The sequence below is a fragment of the Shewanella litorisediminis genome (assembly GCF_016834455.1).
Lineage (GTDB): Bacteria > Pseudomonadota > Gammaproteobacteria > Enterobacterales > Shewanellaceae > Shewanella > Shewanella litorisediminis.
Window position 1 is genome coordinate 566,328 of sequence record NZ_CP069213.1, and the last position, 18,099, is coordinate 584,426.

The following is an 18,099-nucleotide window of genomic DNA, read 5'->3' on the forward strand; positions in this document are numbered from 1 at the left end:
AAAGCGGGGATTAATGCACTTGCAACAGGTCCAGGTGCGCCGCAAAGTCTTTCGGCCCCATAAAGCCGGTTACCCTCAGGTCATCGCGCAGGCCACTCTGGGGATCGAACAAAAGCAGGGTAGGCAAGCCCAGCACATCATAGGTTTCCAGCAAGGTCACGTCGATGGCGTCTGACTTGGTCACATCGGCCTGAAGCAGCACCATGTTATCCAGGCGCTTTTTCACTTCCGGGTCGGGGAAGGTAATGTGCTCAAATTCCTTACAGGCCACACACCAATCGGCATAGAGATCCAGCATCACAAACTTGCCTTCAAAGCGGGCGATGGCAAGCTCAGCATTGAGATCTTCCACTGACTTGATGCGTTTGAACTCAACCCCTTTCACGGCTTGCTGTGCCTTGTTGGTGGGCATCTGGTAGCCCAAACCACCCATCACAGCCTGGAAGCCATAGGAGAACGCCGCCAGCAGCCCCAACATCAGCAGCACCGTGCGCACGGTTTGTTTCCAGTTGAATTCGGTTTTCTTGTTTTGATGCAGCAGGTAGCCCGCCAGCGCCACACCCCACAGCGCCCACAGCAAGTCAGACACCATGCCAGGCCAGATCCGGCCAATCATCATCACAGACACGGCAATCAGCAGGAAGCCGAAGATAGTCTTGATGATTTCCATCCAGGCACCTGCGCGGGGCAGCAATTTACCGCCGGAAGTCCCCATCAGCAGCAGTGGCAGACCCATGCCCATACTGAGTACGTACAGGGCGGCAAAGCCCATCAGCAGGTCGCCACTTTGCGCCACATAAACCAGTGCACCCGACAAGGGGGCTGTGGTGCAGGGAGAGGCCACCAGACCGGAAATCACCCCCATGATAAAGACGCCGGTAAGGTTGCCGCCTTTCTGGCTGTTGGACAGGCCATTCATCTTTTCCTGCCAGGAGGACGGCAGTTTGAGGTCATACAGACCAAACATGGACAAACTGAGGACGAAGAACAGTATCGCCAGGCCAATCAATACGGCGGGGTGCTGCAACGCGGCCTGATACTTCATCCCGGCAGATGCCACCACCAGACCCAGCAGCGAGTAGGTAATGGCCATACCCTGCACATAGGCCATGGACAGGGTAAAGGCGCGTCCGGTAGACAGCTTTTCACCCTGGCCGACGATAATGCCCGACAGAATAGGGTACATGGGGAATACACAGGGCGTGAGCGCCAGACCAATGCCCAAACCGAAGAAAATCAGCAAGGTCCAACCGAGGCTCCCGTCGGTCAGCATCTTTGCCAGGCTATCTTGTTGGGTCAGCGGTGCTGATGTCGAAGGAGAGGAGGTTGACACTGAACCTGTGGCTACCGAGCCTGCGGTTTCGTCCGACAGTTTGCCATCGTTTGGCGCTACGGCATTGAGTTGCTTACTGACCTTGGTGGGTGGGAAGCAGAGTTTGCCTTCGGCGCAGCCCATGAAGGTGACTGTCAGCGTGCCCTGTTCCAGGGCTTCCTTCAGGGCAACGGTGAACTCCACATAGCTGTAAAACACCTGCTGCTCGCCAAAATATTCGTCGTTGTGCAGCTTGCCCGGGGGAAGCGCAACTTCGCCCAGAGAGGCATTGTCGGCCTCAAACTTGAGTTTGTCCCGGTACAGGTAATAGCCGTCGGCAATCACAAAGGACAACCGCAGGCGGTTTCCGTCCTGCACCGCATCAAACACAAAGGCCTCATGCACGGGCATCAGCTCGGGCTCGCCCTTAAGGAAATCAAACTTGTTGCCAAAAATATCATTGGCATGGGTCGATGGCGCCAATAAAAGCAGACAGCTAAACAGCAGGGTGATGATTTTTTTCATGATTGTGTATTGTCGTTTATCCAGTTCAAATAGCCGGGCAGGGCCTCGGTTACGGGCGTCGCGATAATCTCCGGCAACTCATAGGGATGCAGCTCAGAAATCGCCCGTTCCACCTTGGCATACAGTGCCCGCCGGGTTTTGATGAATAAGGGATATTCCCTGTCTTCACAGAGTTTTCCCTGCCAATGGTAAACCGAGGTCACGGGGCCGCCCTGCTGCACACAGGCAGCAAGGCCGTCACTCACCAGACGTTTGGCGATGGCAAGGCAGACATCCTCTGAGGGGCAGGTGGTCATAACCAGGATGTAGTCATCCATGGACTGTGCCATGATCTCTCCCAAGGTTTAAAACTCCCTTAAGGCTGCTAAGTTAGCCTTAAGCTCAGGTTGGCAAACACTTTACGTGTTTTGTCTTACTCTTGCATTAAGAGAAAGCTGAAATAGTGATACGGGTTGTTTCTGCCCTCAACTCCAGCCATTACTCTTGAAATTTGACCGGACAGCCCCCATTTATCTTGCAACCCACTGCACGCGAGGCCGCCATGTTTTTTGCTTTTATCCTGATTTTTATTCTGATCCCCGTGGTCGAGCTTTCGGTGCTTATCCGTGTTGGCGAAGTGCTCGGTAGCCTGACTACAGTGGCACTGGTGCTCTTTACCGCAGTGGTGGGAGTCTCTCTGGTTCGCAGTCAGGGATTATCTACCCTGATGCAGGCACAGCAAAAAATGGCCCGGGGCGAGGCGCCCACCTCCGAGTTACTGGAAGGCATGATGTTGGCGATGGCCGGACTCTTGTTGCTTATTCCGGGCTTTGTGACCGACTTTATTGGTTTGCTGCTGCTGACGCCTGTCACCCGTAAACCGCTGGCAGCCTTGCTGCTGAAGCGCTTGCAACTGAGAGTTGTCGGCAAGGGCGGTTTTGGTGCCAATTTTGGTCAAGGCCCTTTTAACCAAGGCCCTTTTGGCCAGGGGCCTTTTGGCAATGATCCCTTCAATCGCGAGGGGAGAAATACCTTTGATGGCGACTTCGAACGCAAAGACGACCCCAGTGCGAAAAACCATCAGTTGGAGCAGCCCAAAGAACCGGCGAGTGAGGATGAGGCGTCCAAATCAGACCCTAATAAGCCCAGGAGCTGACCTGCAAGACCGCCACCCTGCCGCTTGTGGCGGCAGGATCAGTTTTCTGATTGGCGTTGTCTTGGATCTTTCGGGTAAAAGGCCTCGGGTTTGGTGCTGATTTTGGCAAACCTGCGGGTGTTCTTGTATGGCAACTTCATAAAACCCGATACCCCGTTGCCGTGTATTTTATCTACGTGGTGCAAGATCCGGTCGAGGCTGGCGCGAAAAGCCGCCTGTTTGCGAGGGTTAAGCAGTTTTAAATAACTGTGGATCTTTAGATGATCGCCAAGGGCTTCAAAGATGATGCAGCCAGTGTGGTGGATCTGATTTAGCCAGCCAAGCTCAGTCATGATTTCGGCAGGCAGCTCCAGATTTTCATCCGGGTCTTTGCCATCCTCAAAGTACGAGTGGAGACGAGACTTGTCTTCCAACATGGGCACATCGCCCACTTCAAAGGGCAGCTGCTGAGCGGGGCTTGCCACAAAGGTGCCGCTGGCAGTATCCCGGCTGATGTGCAGTGTGTCCCTCGCATTGAAAAAGCAGGCCTTGAAGGTGCCGAGGCGACCAATGCCACGGGCCAGGGTGACCATGTTATTGACCGCCTGCACCAATGCCTGCTTGAGAGCGGCGTCGTGCAGTGCCAGGTTGGAGTCGATAAAGACGCCGTCCTGTTGCCAATGGATAGCGAGTCCGCCCACGATGGGGTACTGTCCCAATCTGCCCACTGCGGCGATAAAGCCCTTCTCTGTATCCCCCATGCCGGCGAGAAAATTGCGGTAATACTTGTCCAGTTGCACGTCATCGACCCTGGCAATGGGGTCATCTGCATTGTGCTCCCGTAAGAAGGATTTACGCGAGCTGTAGCTCACGGTATCCACCTCTTTACCGCGGTTTTGTACCCATACCGGGATCTCGGCCATGGCTTCGGGGCGGGGGATATCGGGTAACAGTAACCGATGGCTGTGGCGCATGCTGCGAAGGAAATAGTCGCCGCCCCGGTTACGGGTGCCGGCATCGTCACTGAGCATGGCTTCCAGGGTGCGGGCAAGCTCCATCGGCAGGCCAATGCTGGTGGGCGGGATCACCTTCGAACCAAAGCGGCTGGCTTGTCCCGACGCCAGGGCATACAGGGTTGCGGCCACACCTTGCTCGTCGAATCGGGGGCTGGAGAGGGCGCCACTGAGCTGCTCGTCCCCAATAAAGTACACATCCCCCATGCGGGCATTGGTATGCTGCTGGTCGCTGGAGAGCAGGTTCATCACATGTTCTTCCACCGGCCGCCCCTGCTCATCCCGCTGGGCAAATACCGCCGAACCCCAGTCAATCAGCGACAAATGGCCAGTGGCTTCATCGTAAACCAGGTTGGAAGGCTTGATATCGCCGTGAACCAGCGGCCTACCGGTGCGAAGATACACAAGCAAATCTGCCAGCTGGCGTGCAATGCTCATGATTGTGGGGATGGGCAGCGCGCCGCGGCGGCGACACAGTTGTTCGAGCTCTTCTCCCGGCGCCCTAGCCATCACCAAGATACCCTGTTTGCCGACCCGCTCAAATTTGACCAGCGGCGGCACATTGGGGTGGCGACAGTGGGACAGCATAAAGGCTTCTTCTTCGAGCCTGTCCTGAATTTGCTGGGGCAGGGTGATGCGTGAAAATTTAAATACATGGGCTTCGCCGGCCTCGTTGACGCCTGCAAACACAAAGCCATAAGCGCCCTTGCCAATAAACTCTATATCCCTGTAACCCAGTTTGGACAGCTGCTGTTTACATAAACGCACCCACGCCTTGTGTTTGCGGGCGTCGTCGGCCTTGAGCAGGTAGATGGATTGTTCTTCAGAAATATAGAAGTGTTGCAGCTGTGGCGTTTGGGCGGACAAAAACGGGATCCCCGGCACTGATATCAATCCACCATTAAAGCCATATCCGCCGCGTGCAGGCAAGGTATTTAGCGGCTGCCTACCCAAGTTTTTTGCCCTCCATTTTGATGCAAATCAACTCCGGCGCAGACAGCACAGGCTAAGGTGTTTTTATCAATTTATACTTTGCTTAACCGCAGGCTGGCGGCGATTGAGGAGGGCAGGATGAACGCCCATAAGAAACAACAACTAATTGAACTGTATGACTTTGCTCGCAAGCGTATCATTCAGTCGATGGAACTCAGACACTGCCCACATGCAGGGTTTTATAACAGTGTCGACGAGCGCTGTATCTATTGCCATCAGGGGATGGAATGCGTGTGGATGAATCACAACGACGAATTGGTATCCCTGGAACAGAAGAGTGAAGAAGATCTGAGGCAGCAGCTGCTGGTGGCAGTGGACTTTGTTGACTCCAATTTGTCGCCCTATCACCTGACCCGGCGTAAGTGCCAGTGTGAGAACTGCGTCTGGTTACGTCAGGTGAATGAGGCCCTGAATACGCCCTGAAACCGGCTTTGCATCCCCCCGACTTTGCCGCTAGAGTAAGGCGTCTTTTTTCGTCAAAGGGGATGGCCATGGAGCCCGGATTCTGGCACGACAAGTGGCAGTCACAACAGATTGGATTTCATCAATCGGATATCAACCCATTCTTGGTCAAACACTGGGAAAGCCTGAAGCTTGATGGCAAAGGCAAGGTGTTTGTCCCCCTGTGCGGCAAATCCCTCGACATGGAATTTATCGCCGCCCAGGGACACGAGGTCATTGGCAGCGAACTGTCGGCCCTGGCCGTCAGCCAGTTTTTTGAAGCCGCAGGTGCAAAGGCGCAAAGCAGCACCCTGGGTGAGCACGTACTTCACAGTGCACAGGGGATAACCCTGGTCGAGGGGGATTTCTTTACGCTGGACAGTGCTCTGCTTGCCGGATGCAGTGGTTTTTACGATCGCGCAGCCCTTATCGCCTGGCCAGCCGAGATGCGTATCGATTATGTGCGTAAGCTCGCCGCCTTAATCCCAGCAGGTACTCCGGGATTGCTCATTACCCTCGACTACCCCCAGGAAGCCCTGATGGGCCCACCCTTTGCGGTGTCTCCCGATTGGGTGCAAGAGTTCATCGGGGCATATTTTGAGGTCACGGCGCTTGAGAGTCAGGACGTGCTTGCGGATAACCCCCGCTTTGTAAAGAAGGACGTGCCCTGGCTCAGTGAAGCGGCTTACCTGTTGGTGCGTAAGTAGTCCGGCGGGTCGGTAGACCTGATTAATACAGCCATAAAAAAAGCGACCCAAGGGGTCGCTTTTTTGTGCCTTCCCGGTGGCCGGGAGTTTTAAACCTGGCCTGCCGGTTTGACTAAGCCTTGGCTTAGAAGTCGTAACGTACACCCACGGTGAACACGTTGTCATCTTGCAGGTCAACACGCTGGCCAGCAACTACGTGGCTGCCTTCATACATGGCGTAGTGAGCGAGCAACAGGGTGGACTTGGCTACGCGGTAGTCGGCACCCAAGATGATGTTGGTTACTTCGATGTCAGAACCAGACAGTTTCTTGTTTACAACTTTACCATCAACTAGTTCGGTGTACTTAACAGCGTTACCATAGTACTTGCCCTCGCCGCTTTCATCGTAGCCATATTCGGCTTTGAGGTTTACGCCGCCCAGGTTGTACGCCACGTTCACGAAGTAAGTGTTGTTGTCGTTACCGCTGTCCACTTTCTCGGTGTTCTGGAACAGACCGCCCACTTTGAAATCACCCAGTTTTACCTGAGCAACGGCGCGGTATGCATCTACGTTGCTGATACCCTTGTTGTAGGCACCGGCAAGGTAGAAGTTGTGCTTCTTCAGGCCCTTGTCACCCACGGTGACAGACAGCGCATACTGAGAGTCGTCGCCGCCGTTGTTGTCTTCCATCAGGTAGGTGGCGTTCAGGGTAACCAGATCAGCGATGACTGGAGAGTAGTACCAGATACCATCGGCGCTGCGGGTTTGTGCTGCAACCAGACGGTCGATATCCGCGTTGGTGTTACCAAACAGGTCTACACCGCCTTCAGATTGCTTGAATACTGTGTCGTTACGACCTACCAGTACAGTACCGGCACTGGTTTTGATACCCAGGTATGAGTTACGTGGCTTGAAGGTATCACCTGAACCGGAGGTGTTCTCTACCTGAAACTCCATTTGGTAAACGATATCGATACCAGAAGTGATGTTCTCGGTACCTTTTACGCCCAACCAGGAGAAGTTGTTTTCAATGTAGGTGCCAGAGTTGTTCTCATTGGCATAGTCGTTGGTGTTAACGCCTTTGGTACCAGACTGCAGTGTGGTACCCACGTCGGTGTTGGTGACTGACAAATCAAGACGGCCATAGAACTGAGGACCTTCGGCCAGCGCGCCGAATGATGCCAGGGCCATTACCGATACGACAGATGCAGAGATAAGGGTCTTCTTCATGTTTACATGCTCCCTAGAACCGAAGTTCTGTTCCATTTTTATGGTTATTGAGTTGTTTTTTCTCTGGTTTGTTACAGACATCCAGCCTGATAACAAAGTTGCCGATGATTTTTACAGGTTTACCGATTGCAAGTTGTGGAGTGGATCAAACTTTCAGGCCGCACAGGAGGGATTTAAGACATTTTTGTGACTGAATCCGTTCTTGATGGCTTTTTTACGGTAAATCGAGCAAAAACACAGCGATTTTCACCTCTAAATAGGTAAATATCTTCGGCAAATTTGGACTAACTTTAGCAGTGATGCATATAACTGCAATAAAAGTGACAAATTTTTTGCATTAAAAAGCGGCCCGCAGGCCGCTTTTTATGGGTAGTTTTATCAACTGCTTAGAAATCCACCCGCAGACCCAGGGTGATGACATCGTCGTCCAGGGATACCCTGGTGCCGCCGAGCAGCATATCCCCATCAAATCGGGTGAAATGGCCATAAACCAGGGTATTTTTGCTCAGACGGTGATCGGCACCCAGGGTGTATTGCTTCAAGTCGACATTCTCGACCTGTTCCAGGTTACTTTCCGAATCACCCACAATTCGGCCTACATACTTGCCCAGGCCCGAATCATCCTGACCATACATTGCTTTAATCGTAGTGTTGCCTAATGTGTAACCGGCGTTGATAAACCAGGTGTCACCTTCGAGATTGCGGTATTTGTCTGCCACATGTTCTGAGTTTTGATAAAGTGCACCCAGTCTCAGGTCACCGAATTTTACCTGCGCCACACCGCGGTAGGCTTGGATACCATCCAGGCCATCGTTATAGGCGGCTGCCACATAGTAGTTTTGAGCCTTCAGCGATTTGTCACCCAAGGTGGCTGACAGGGCATAGTTGTTACCGCTCCATTCGTCGCCCTCGCCGGGGTTGAACCAGCTGCCTTTTTCATAGTTGTCTTCCATCACGTAGGTGGCATTCAGGGTGATGAGGTCAGCGAATTTGGGAGAATAGTAGGTAATGCTGTCACCCAGACGGCTTTGCCCCGCCGCCAGCAGGTCGATATCGGCATTGGTATTGCCAAAGAGGTCAAAGCCCCCTTCAGACTGCTTGAAGACGGTGTCATTACGGCCAATCAGGGCGGTACCCGCCTGAGTTTGTAAACCCACGAAGGTGTTACGGGCAGTGAAAGTGTCACCTGAGTTGTCGAAGTTGTTTACCCCAAACTCCATTTGATAGATCAGGGCGATGTTTTGGCTGAGCTGTTCGCTGCCTTTTACCCCCAGCCAGGAGAAATTGTTTTCAAATACGGTGCCGTCTTTTTGATTTTGGGTGGCGTAACCTGTGTTGGAATTGGTGGCTGCAAGATCAACACGGCCATAAAACATCGGGCCGTCGGCCAGGGTGGCGAAAGAAGACAGGGCGGCACCCGTGGCTACGGCCGATGCGATAAGGGATTTTTTCATAGCGGATTCCTCAGGACTGACGAAACAAGGGGGCGCAGGGGGTTCGCCCCGGATTTGAATGCGCCAGCAGTGTGGCAGCCACCTCAAATATGAAGTGTGATGGGCATCACGTTCCGCTAAAAGGCTGCGTTATCTATCCTTTTGTTTTACTTTGATAAAACAGGTTTTTGCCTTGGTTGTAACCCTGGGGTTTATCTTCTGGAACCTGAAACTGACAGTGCTAACATGTCAGGCACACAAGGCCTGATTTGTATCAGACTGGCCAAAAGCTTCCCATGCTTTCGGGAGGCGGTACTTTAGGCTAGAATGCGGCGTTTTTTACGGCATGGGGATCCACAGGTGGAACAGCAGCTGACACAGTCCTATCTGGACCGATTTAGTGGTATTGGCAGACTCTATGGTCAGAAGGCGCTGGTGCGTTTTCAGCAGGCCCATGTGCTGGTAATAGGCATAGGTGGCGTTGGCACCTGGGTGGCAGAATCCCTCGCTCGCAGCGGTATTGGGCATATTAGCCTGATGGATTTGGATGATGTGTGTGTAACCAACACCAACCGCCAAATTCACGCCATGGCCGATACCATAGGTCAGTCCAAGGTGGCGGTGATGGCAGAGCGTATTCGCGCCATTAACCCTGAATGCCAAATTCAGGAGTTGGAAGACTTTATCACCCCCGACAACCTTGCCCTATACCTGGGCCCTGGGGCTGGCATTGACTATGTGGTTGACTGTATCGATGCGGTGAAGCCCAAGGCGGCACTTATTGCCTGGTGTAAACGCAATAAGATTCGCATCATCACTGTCGGCGGCGCCGGCGGACAAGTAGACCCCACTAAAATTCAGGTGGCTGATCTTTCCCGCACCATTCAGGACCCCCTGCTTGCCAAGGTGCGTAATATTTTGCGCCGTGAGTACAATTTCTCCCGTAATCTCGAACGAAAATTTGCCATCGAAGCGGTGTTTTCCACAGAAGCGCTGACTTATCCGGGGCAGGATGGTGAGGTCTGTGCCACCAAGCCTGCCGAGGGTGGCAGTATGCGGATGGACTGTGCTTCAGGCTTTGGTGCAGTAACTGTGGTCACAGGTACCTTTGGTTTTATGGCTGTGAGCCGGGTATTGATGTGGCTTAAGCAAAAAGCCTAGATATGGAATTGATAGCCATCTCTCACTGAATCGCTGGCCTGTGGATTGTCATCCCGTTTTACCGGAATGCTGAGGACAAAGCAGGCGCCTCCCAGGGTGGATTTTCCTTCGTAACGCACGCTGCCTTTAAGCAGGGTAGCCGCGTTGAATGCCGCCGACAAACCCAGTCCAGTGCCGCCCCTGGCACGGGTGGTGGTATAAAAGGGCTCAAACATGTGCTCGGCAACCTGAGGCGAGATCCCGGGCCCGTTATCCTCAAGACGCATCACAAGGCGACGGTTTTCCAGGTACGCCTCGACCCTGAACTGGTTTTCACGTCCCTGTGCAAAGGCATGGGCATAGATGTTGGACATCAGGTTACTCAGTATCTGGTTAAGCAGACTGTAGTTTGTCTCCACTTGCAGTTCATCGGCAATATCCAGTTCCATGTTGGCCACTGTGGGCGCATAGATGAGTTGCGTCGAGTCATGAATGTCCCGGCAGAGCTGAGCAACGGGAATTTGCTCATGTGCCTCATGGCTGTTCTCCGCCGCAATGGTTTTGAACTTCTGGATGAGGTTGCTTGCGCGGGTGATGTTGCTGACGATGAGTTCACAGCTTTGTTGATATTCTTCGAGGATAGCGTTGATTTCCTCCAGGGTGGCCTCTTCACTGTGGATGAGGTTAATGAGCTCATCAATGTGGGCCAGCTGGGTGCTGGCGGCTGTGAGACAAATCCCGATTGGGGTATTGATTTCATGGGCTACACCAGACACCAAACCGCCGAGGGCAGCCATTTTTTCCTGCTCCACCAGCGCCTCTTGAGCTCGCTTGAGGATCAGCAGCGACTGTTCCAGTTCCATGGTGCGCTCTTTGACCTGCTTGGCGAGTTCTTCCTTGTACGATCGCTCCAGTTCCAGCAGTCGTTCCCTGTCTTCCAGCGCGTGTTGTAAGTCTGACTTGGACTTTTTCAAGGCACCGAATGAGCGATGCAGCTGCTCCTGCATTTCGTTTATCGCCAGTGCGACCTGATCGAATTCGTTCTGGGCTCCCCGCTTTTGAAACGTCAGCGGCTGATACTCATGCTCGACGCTGATGTCCTGACAGTAGGCTGCCAGGGTATTGAGATGGCGGGTAATGTTGAGCCACACCAGGATAAGAATCATACCCGCCACCAAAAAGGTTTTAATGGCGTTGGAGAGCAGTATGATTATTGCCTTGTCATAAATGCGTTCGTACACGGCATTCAAGTCGGCCTGAATGGTGAGTTTACCCACAGAGATGCTTTCGCTGCCGGAACTGTAGTTCAGGGAAAACACCTTTTCGATAAAGTTCTTGTCGATGGGGGCGCCGCGGCTCCAGTGTTGGCCGCTGTCGTCGTCGATGGAGATATAGGTAATATCGGGCAGCTGAATAAGCCCTTCCAACTGAGTATTGATAAGCCGCTCATCTATCACCCAGATACTCGCCGCCAGTACATCGAGATTGACTTTCTCGATGTTGGAGAAGGCGCGATCGATACGGTTAAGATCGCCGTTATAGTCATTAAACAGCTGATAGCCGGTGGTGATGAGGGTGATCAGCGAGCTGAACAGCACGATCGAAATCATCAGCCTGCGACCGATTTTGCTGCTCACCGCCTGACGAGAAAAACCCAGCATGCTTTCTATTTAATCCTGACCTGCTTTTGATTATGTATAAGCATAGTTTGACTAATAAAAAAGCGCTGAAATTCTGCAACCTGAGTACAAATTGACATATCTGTTAAGTCTGGCATTCAACTTGCTTGATATGGGCAGAAGTTCAATTTTCTGACGGAAGAGGTGTGCGATGAAGGTGCCTGAATGGAGTTTCCCGGGTGTGGAATCACTGAAAGCCTTGGGGTTTAAAAGCATGCTCTGGTTGCTGATTGCGACCCTGGCGATGAAGTTTGCGCCGCAATCCTGGCTGGCCGCTTTGCATCTTGACCAATGGGCAACACAAGAGTCGGCCTTGATTGGCCTTGGACTGATCATTGCCTGTGCTTTTTTTGCTTCTCTGTTGGCTAATTTTTTATTGGACGAAGCCATCAGTTACCTTGGGACAAAACGGAAAAAAGAAGTGATTGAGCACAAAGTTAAATTGCTCGATCCAGCGGAGCGTGCGTTGCTCAGAGAGTTCTTTTTACAGGGAAAAACCATTTTGACGCTGCCAGTGGAAGAGTTGGCGGTTCGCAGCCTGGTGGACACCAATATTCTCGAGTGCCTCGGGAATGTGAAGCACTATGCCATCCAGGGTTCAACGGCCGATTACAAGATAAGCATGCTGGCGAGAGAGCACCTGAACCGAAATGTGCTGAGGTTGCCCAATGGGGAGTTGAGTCAGGAAGATATGCAAAACCTGATAAAGGCACGCCCTGGCTTTGTGGGGAATGTGGTATCGCACCGCAAACCGCCTCAGCGTGCAGCCTGAAGCCAGACTAAAATACAGACATAAAAAAGGGGGGCCATTCGGCCCCCTAATTCACTCTTGAAACATGCACAGTTAAGAACATTGAAAGCAAAAACTAAGGCTTCGCAGACTTCACAAACAGCATCCACATGATGTAGGAAATGATCCCTAAAGTGGTGAAGATTACTATCATTGACATTAACCCTATCGGGTTACCAAACATCAAATCCAGCCAAAACGCCATGATTGAAATCCTCTTTTCCGTGAAGTCGGATTTAAGGTAACTCTCAGTTCACCCGGCTTTCCTGATCTTGATCAATAAAGCTCCCTATTGATTAGCGCCATGAAAAACAAGTGTTAATAATTTGATGTGAATCAACTTTTGCTCAATTTTGAGAGGCTGAGCCATACTTGCTTTTGGGATGAACAGATAAACCACCTGAGTGCCCCTCTTTTGGGGTATTTGAGTGGGTAATTTGAGGGATGCCGATGCTGTTTGAAAACAAGATGTTCCAACGACTGGGCTGGCTGTTGCTGTTGGTTGTACTGGTGCTGCTGGGAGCCGAATCCCGCTGGCTTGAAGCCATGATATTACTCCTTGCTGCCGTTATGATTGGCGCAGGCCTTGTGGGGCAGGCCAAAGCCCTGGCGGGTTTGGAAGCCAAGGTAGCAAACCTTGCCGACGGCGATTTAACACAAAGGTTTGATGAACTCGTCGGTGATAATTATGCGCAGGTCTCCAAAGGGTTGCAGCGCATGAGTGAAGATGTCACCAGAACTGTCGCGGCGCTTTCGGATACCAGTGAGTCGATGAATCAGGTTGCCAGAGAGCTAAAGTCTGTCAGTGAACTTGCAGCCTTGGGTGTGGCCTCTCAGGAACAGCGTACCGAGGAGGCGGCAGCCTCAATGGCGCAAATGGTTCACACGGTGCAGGATATTTCGGCCAGTGCTGCACGTGTGGCGGCATCGGTCGATGACACCATGGGCCGTGCCGAGCATGGTGGTCGCCTGGTGACTCAGGCCGTTGGTCGCATCAACTCCATGGCCGAGCAAATCAGTCAGAGCGAAATCGTGATAGAGCAACTGGCGCAGGATGCCGCCAGCATCAGCAGCATTATCGACACCATCTCGCAGGTTGCAGAGCAAACCAACCTGCTGGCCCTGAATGCGGCTATTGAGAGTGCCAGGGCCGGTGAGCATGGCCGGGGCTTTGCTGTGGTGGCGGATGAAGTGCGCAATCTGGCAAAGCGTACCTCAGAGGCGACAGTGGAAATCCAGCAGCAAATACAGGCACTGCAGGCGGGCAGTCGCAATGGGGTGGCCGTGATGCATGCCTCGGTGGCGCTGGCGGAGGAGACCCGTGGGCTGGTGAGTGAGGCCAGCGAAGCGCTGACTGTGATAGTGGCGCAGGTCAGCGACATCACCCAGATGAGCCATCAAATCGCAGCCGCGTCCGAGCATCAGCAGCAGGTGGCCGAGCAAATCAACGAGTCTATTGCCTCTATCTCCCATCAGGCCGCTGAAAATGCCGCCAACACCAATCGCAACAATTTGGCCAGCCTTAAACTCTTCAACATGTCCCAGGAAATTGGTTCACTGCTGCACCGGTTCCATGTGGACAAGAGCCGGATAAGCCATGAGAAAGCATTTGTCAGCTGGGGACCTTCCCTTGACATCGGCATGGCTGAAGTTAATCGCCAACACCAAAGGCTCATTTCCCTGATTAATGAGCTGCATCGTGCCATCAACGACGGATATGGTTTGGCGGCTATCAAACGTATTGTGCAGGGGCTGGTGGATTACACGGCCAATCATTTCAGTTACGAAGAGGAGCTGTTTGCCCGCTTCGGCTATCCACAGACTCAGGCCCACGAAACTGAGCATAAGCAGTTGGTCAGTCAGGTACTCGACTTCCAGCGCCGTGTTGGACGGGGTGAAAACGTCTCCGATGAGCTGATGGCGTTTCTCAAGGCCTGGCTTATTAACCATATCCAGGGCAGCGATAAGGAATACGCTGGTTTCTTGCTGTCAAAAGGAGCGGATTAACACCGCCTGTCGTATTTTTGTGCAATCGAAACATCCTTCTTTCAGGAAGCGCGGGAAAGGGCTTGCCAAGAGAATGGGGCCGCGTATAATCCAACGTCATTGTCGGGTTACAAGCCTGATAATGAGAAAATTTGTGCCAGAGTGGTGAAATTGGTAGACACAGGGGATTCAAAATCCCCCGCCCTTAAAAGCGTGTCGGTTCGAGTCCGACCTCTGGTACCAACTTAAAAGTCAGCGAAAGCTGGCTTTTTTGTTTTTGGGGTTTGGGCTTCGGAAAGGCAAACTGACCCGCAGCGTGTCGGCTGGATGGCCAGCCCCGTCACTCCGACCTCTGGTACCATACTTAAAGCCGACATGAAGTCGGTTTTTTTGTACCTAAAATAAGGTGTTACACGCTTACGCCTTGGTCAGGAAACGGTTCCGGTTTCTGCTTTTTCTACCCTTCAGTCCTTCCAAATTTAACATTCTTTGCAAGACACTCCTGCACCTCTTTGCCCTCGATTTTGACCCTAAATTGGCTATCTCAGCTTTGCATATCACTCCGGCGAAATGGTCACGGTAAATACGTCTGCAGATGCTTCTGATTTATTCGATGAGCAAGATGGCCAGTTAGATCTGGGTCATTATTTAGCTGAAAACGCTTACGGTTTTCTGCCGATCCCCATGTTAATCACCGAACCCGCTGTCGGCGTGGGTGGTGGCTTGGTGGGCATGTTTCCGCATGAAACCGAAGAGGAAAAAGTTCGTCGTATGCAAAAGGCCCGTGAATCTATCGACGGTGGTGCCCAGCTTATGCCTGCGGCCATGACTTTAGTGGGTGCTGCGGGTACCGAAAATGGTACCTGGCTTGCGTTTGCCGGTCATCGTCATTCCTGGCTGCAAGATACTATTCGGTATACGGGTATTGCCGGTGTCGCCAATGCGAACCTGGATATCTACTCTCGCCTGGGTGGCCTGTTGCCCCCCGAGCATGCGATTCAATTTGATACTGAGACCCAAGCCGTGTTTGCCTTGCAAAAGGCGCAATTTAGGGTAGCCAAAACACCCTTGATGTTAGGGGTTAAACAGATCTGGAGCCAGTCGAGCGTCTCCTCTTCTGATGCCTTAGTGGATTGGATTCTAAAAAATCGCTTAGGTGATAGCAGTACAACTTCGGGTCTGGGACTTGTAGCCGAGTATGATACTCGCGACAACATGTTCTTCCCCAAGAAGGGTTTCACCGTATCGAGTGAATATATGGTGTTCGATGAGGCTATCGGCTCTGACATTAATTACCAAACCTTGAATGTCAGTGGTGAGGTTTACGTGCAGATCACTGAGCATTGGACCTTCGCCGCCGCGGCCAGCTATGACGCCATCTATGGTGATGACAACGAGCTGACACCAACGGCGAAACCCTTTGTGAACCTACGTGGTGTGTCGGCGTTTCGTTACCAAGGCGATCAGGTCGCCACTGTGCAGTCTCAGTTGATGTATCACTTTGACCACAGATGGACGGTCTCTGGCTTCTACGGTTATGGCCAAACGGCTAATGACAGCAATTATGAAAACCAAGACTCGGTAAATGCCTATGGCGTGGGTTTCCGTTATCAGATTGCCCGTCGTTATGGTATCCACATGGGTGTCGATTTGGCGAGAAGCGGCGACGACAACGCTATCTACTTCCAAGTGGGATCAGGCTTCTAAGCTTTCCCAACAAAGTGGCCAGGGTAAGCAGCAGGGCGGTGATCACTAACGAACCGCCCAATTGCCCGGTTAGGCTCACTAATGCGAGTCCCAAGGCGATTAGCAGATAGTAGAGCAGGCCAAACAGGGCTCCTGCGGTGCCAGCCTGGTCGCGATAGTCGACTAAGGCTTGGCTAAGCAGGTTAGGAATTGCGATGCCAAAGGCGGCCACGATGATGGCCATGGGCAACAAAAAGCCTAGGTGCGTCTCGGTGAAATACACCCCAATGGCACCAGTAAGGGCCAGCAGGCAAGCCAGTTGCAGCAAGCGCTGTGGCATCATGCCTCGCTGCAATAGGCCTTTGTTGACAGCACTGCCAATCAGCGTACCTAGCGCCAACACCACGCCGCTATAACCAAATGCCTGCATACTCAGCCCTAAGCGCTGAAACAGGAAGGGCCCCTGCAGGTAGTAGCTAAACAGCAACACATTAAAACCCGCCACCAATGTCACATAGTGCCAAATATGGCCATCTTTAACCATACGCTTGCTCAGTGACCAGATTGACCCGGGCAGCTGCCCATCCAGGCGTGTCTCAGGCAGGCGTTGCAGGCAGATACCAAAAAGCAGCACGGCCAAGAGGCACAGGGTGAGAAATACCGCCCGGTATCCGCTCAAGTCAGCCAGCAAGCCACCAACGGACATGCCGATGACCGGACCAATGGCAATCCCTATCCCCATGTAAGCGAACACCTTAGCCAGGGCGATGCCGTCGAAACTGTCTCTGAGCATGGTCTGAGTGACCACAGAACCCACGGCCGCGCCGAAGGCGCTGAGGGCTCGCATTGTCAGTAGCCAGTCAAAGCTGGGCACCCAAAGGGCGGCAAACGCCGCGATACCATTGAGCAACAGGCCGAGTAACAGAGCGGTACGCCTGCCCAGATGGTCACACAATATGCCCCAACACACCACGCCTAGGGCGAAGGCCAGGAAATAGATAGACAGCGTCTGGCCCGCCATGGCCTGTGGCACTTCAAAACCTGCGGCAATGTGAGGCAGCGCCGGACTGTAGAGGGTTTCCACTATCTGGGGAAACATCATCAGGATCACCATCAAGGGGATCGAAGGAGTCGCTTTCATGGTTAATGATTCGCCGTTATCAAAAGAGTGTGCAGTCTAACGGCCTTTGCTATAGTCCAAATAATATGATTGAGACAAAAAATATCGAAATAAGGACTTATGGCATTTATCGATGAGTCGAGCCTAATAAACCTTGAAGCGCTGGAAGCCGAGGTGGTGGGTATCGCCGCCCGTCTCGGTCAGCACGATTCAGGCATGCATAGCCACACCAAGGCACAGCTGCTCTATGCTCCTCAGGGGTGTATGACCATCACGCTGGAGGGCCTTCATTGTGTATTGCCGCCCACCCGTGCCGCCTGGATCCCGCCTGAGTGCCGCCACAGTGTGGTGATGGAACGGGTGGTCGATTACCGCTCTGTCTACTTTGCCCCGCATCTGACCCAGACTATTGCTAATCGTATTCAAATTCTTGAGGTGACCCCCTTGTTAAAGGCGCTGGTGGAGCGCATGGCCTTTTGGCCCTGGGACAAACCGGCGGCAGCTATGGTGAACACCTATCAGCTATTCTTCGAGGAGTTGGCACAGGCCAAGGAGAGTTACCAGGCGTTACCTTTGCCAAGCGACAGACGCCTGCAAGCCTGGTTGGCAGATTTGCACCGTGCCCCTTGTGATGTGCCGACCCTCAAGGAGCTGGGGCAGCAGTTAGGCGCCAGTAGCAAGACCATTAGCCGTATCTTTACCCGGCAGACGGGCATGGCGTATCAGAGCTGGCGCCAGCAGTGGCGGCTACAACAGGCGATCGCCTTGCTGGCCACCGACCATCAGGTCAATGATGTCGCCTATCGTCTGGGCTTCTCCAGTGACAGCGCCTTTATCGCCTTCTTCAAGCAGCATACCGGGGCCACGCCGCTGCAGTATTTGCAGCCAAAATACTGATAAATGGTGGGGGGGATGTGATGGACTATAGCCTTTGAGCTTCTGGCTTATAT

At 52.8% G+C, this 18,099-nt stretch carries 16 protein-coding genes and 1 tRNA gene; 9 read left to right on the forward strand and 8 right to left on the reverse strand.

Features of this window, described 5'->3' with window-relative positions:
• Positions 1-10: 10 nt before the first annotated feature.
• Positions 11-1,837, reverse strand: a complete 1,827-nt coding sequence (locus JQC75_RS02520; RefSeq protein ID WP_203325936.1) for a protein-disulfide reductase DsbD — start codon at positions 1,835-1,837, stop codon at positions 11-13.
• Positions 1,834-2,166 (reverse strand): divalent-cation tolerance protein CutA, encoded by a 333-nt coding sequence (gene cutA / locus JQC75_RS02525; protein ID WP_203325937.1) that lies wholly within the window; start codon positions 2,164-2,166, stop codon positions 1,834-1,836. The genes JQC75_RS02520 and cutA overlap by 4 nt, the downstream gene beginning before the upstream one ends.
• Positions 2,167-2,378: 212 nt before the next feature.
• Between cutA and JQC75_RS02530 the strand changes: the two genes are divergently transcribed.
• Positions 2,379-2,972, forward strand: a complete 594-nt coding sequence (locus tag JQC75_RS02530) for an FxsA family protein (protein ID WP_203325938.1) — start codon at positions 2,379-2,381, stop codon at positions 2,970-2,972.
• A gap of 38 nt (positions 2,973-3,010) precedes the next feature.
• On the opposite strand, the gene JQC75_RS02535 is transcribed toward JQC75_RS02530, so the two are convergent.
• On the reverse strand, positions 3,011-4,831 hold the full coding sequence (locus JQC75_RS02535; RefSeq protein ID WP_203325939.1) for a protein kinase domain-containing protein: 1,821 nt from the start codon (positions 4,829-4,831) through the stop codon (positions 3,011-3,013).
• Between the two features lie 204 nt (positions 4,832-5,035).
• On the opposite strand from JQC75_RS02535, the gene JQC75_RS02540 reads away from it, so the two are divergent.
• The gene (locus tag JQC75_RS02540) at positions 5,036-5,380 is read left to right on the forward strand and encodes a hypothetical protein (RefSeq protein WP_203325940.1); all 345 of its coding nucleotides are present in this window, start codon (positions 5,036-5,038) and stop codon (positions 5,378-5,380) included.
• A gap of 68 nt (positions 5,381-5,448) precedes the next feature.
• Entirely contained in the window at positions 5,449-6,105 is a 657-nt protein-coding gene (locus JQC75_RS02545; RefSeq protein ID WP_203325941.1) for a thiopurine S-methyltransferase, read from the forward strand.
• A gap of 124 nt (positions 6,106-6,229) precedes the next feature.
• Here the strand turns inward: JQC75_RS02545 and JQC75_RS02550 are convergent, their stop codons facing one another.
• On the reverse strand, positions 6,230-7,315 hold the full coding sequence (locus tag JQC75_RS02550; protein WP_203325942.1) for a porin: 1,086 nt from the start codon (positions 7,313-7,315) through the stop codon (positions 6,230-6,232).
• Between the two features lie 386 nt (positions 7,316-7,701).
• Entirely contained in the window at positions 7,702-8,769 is a 1,068-nt protein-coding gene (locus JQC75_RS02555; protein WP_203325943.1) for a porin, read from the reverse strand.
• Between the two features lie 351 nt (positions 8,770-9,120).
• Here JQC75_RS02555 and tcdA point away from each other — a divergent pair, with 351 nt between their 5' ends.
• Positions 9,121-9,909, forward strand: a complete 789-nt coding sequence (gene tcdA, locus JQC75_RS02560; protein ID WP_203327100.1) for a tRNA cyclic N6-threonylcarbamoyladenosine(37) synthase TcdA — start codon at positions 9,121-9,123, stop codon at positions 9,907-9,909.
• Here the strand turns inward: tcdA and JQC75_RS02565 are convergent.
• Positions 9,906-11,549 carry a sensor histidine kinase gene (locus tag JQC75_RS02565; protein WP_203325944.1) on the reverse strand — a complete coding sequence of 548 codons (1,644 nt, stop codon included), beginning with the start codon at positions 11,547-11,549 and terminating at the stop codon, positions 9,906-9,908. The two genes, tcdA and JQC75_RS02565, sit on opposite strands and share 4 nt — an antisense overlap.
• A gap of 169 nt (positions 11,550-11,718) precedes the next feature.
• On the opposite strand from JQC75_RS02565, the gene JQC75_RS02570 reads away from it, so the two are divergent.
• Entirely contained in the window at positions 11,719-12,339 is a 621-nt protein-coding gene (locus tag JQC75_RS02570; protein ID WP_203325945.1) for a superinfection exclusion B family protein, read from the forward strand.
• Positions 12,340-12,433: 94 nt separating this feature from the next.
• Here the strand turns inward: JQC75_RS02570 and JQC75_RS02575 are convergent, their stop codons facing one another.
• Positions 12,434-12,562: a DUF3149 domain-containing protein gene (locus JQC75_RS02575; protein ID WP_011758669.1), complete on the reverse strand. Its 129-nt coding sequence runs from the start codon at positions 12,560-12,562 to the stop codon at positions 12,434-12,436.
• Between the two features lie 245 nt (positions 12,563-12,807).
• Here JQC75_RS02575 and JQC75_RS02580 point away from each other — a divergent pair, with 245 nt between their 5' ends.
• From JQC75_RS02580 to JQC75_RS02590, 3 genes are all read left to right on the forward strand, one after another.
• Entirely contained in the window at positions 12,808-14,364 is a 1,557-nt protein-coding gene (locus tag JQC75_RS02580; RefSeq protein ID WP_203325946.1) for a bacteriohemerythrin, read from the forward strand.
• A 135-nt stretch (positions 14,365-14,499) separates the two neighbouring features.
• A tRNA-Leu gene (locus JQC75_RS02585) sits at positions 14,500-14,586 on the forward strand.
• Positions 14,587-14,913: 327 nt separating this feature from the next.
• Positions 14,914-16,050: a BamA/TamA family outer membrane protein gene (locus tag JQC75_RS02590; protein WP_203325947.1), complete on the forward strand. Its 1,137-nt coding sequence runs from the start codon at positions 14,914-14,916 to the stop codon at positions 16,048-16,050.
• Here JQC75_RS02590 and JQC75_RS02595 read toward each other — a convergent pair.
• Complete coding sequence (locus JQC75_RS02595) at positions 16,019-17,170, reverse strand: MFS transporter (protein ID WP_203325948.1); 1,152 nt, start codon at positions 17,168-17,170, stop codon at positions 16,019-16,021. The genes JQC75_RS02590 and JQC75_RS02595 overlap by 32 nt on opposite strands.
• A gap of 99 nt (positions 17,171-17,269) precedes the next feature.
• Here JQC75_RS02595 and JQC75_RS02600 point away from each other — a divergent pair, with 99 nt between their 5' ends.
• Complete coding sequence (locus JQC75_RS02600; protein ID WP_203325949.1) at positions 17,270-18,046, forward strand: AraC family transcriptional regulator; 777 nt, start codon at positions 17,270-17,272, stop codon at positions 18,044-18,046.
• Positions 18,047-18,099 lie beyond the last annotated feature (53 nt).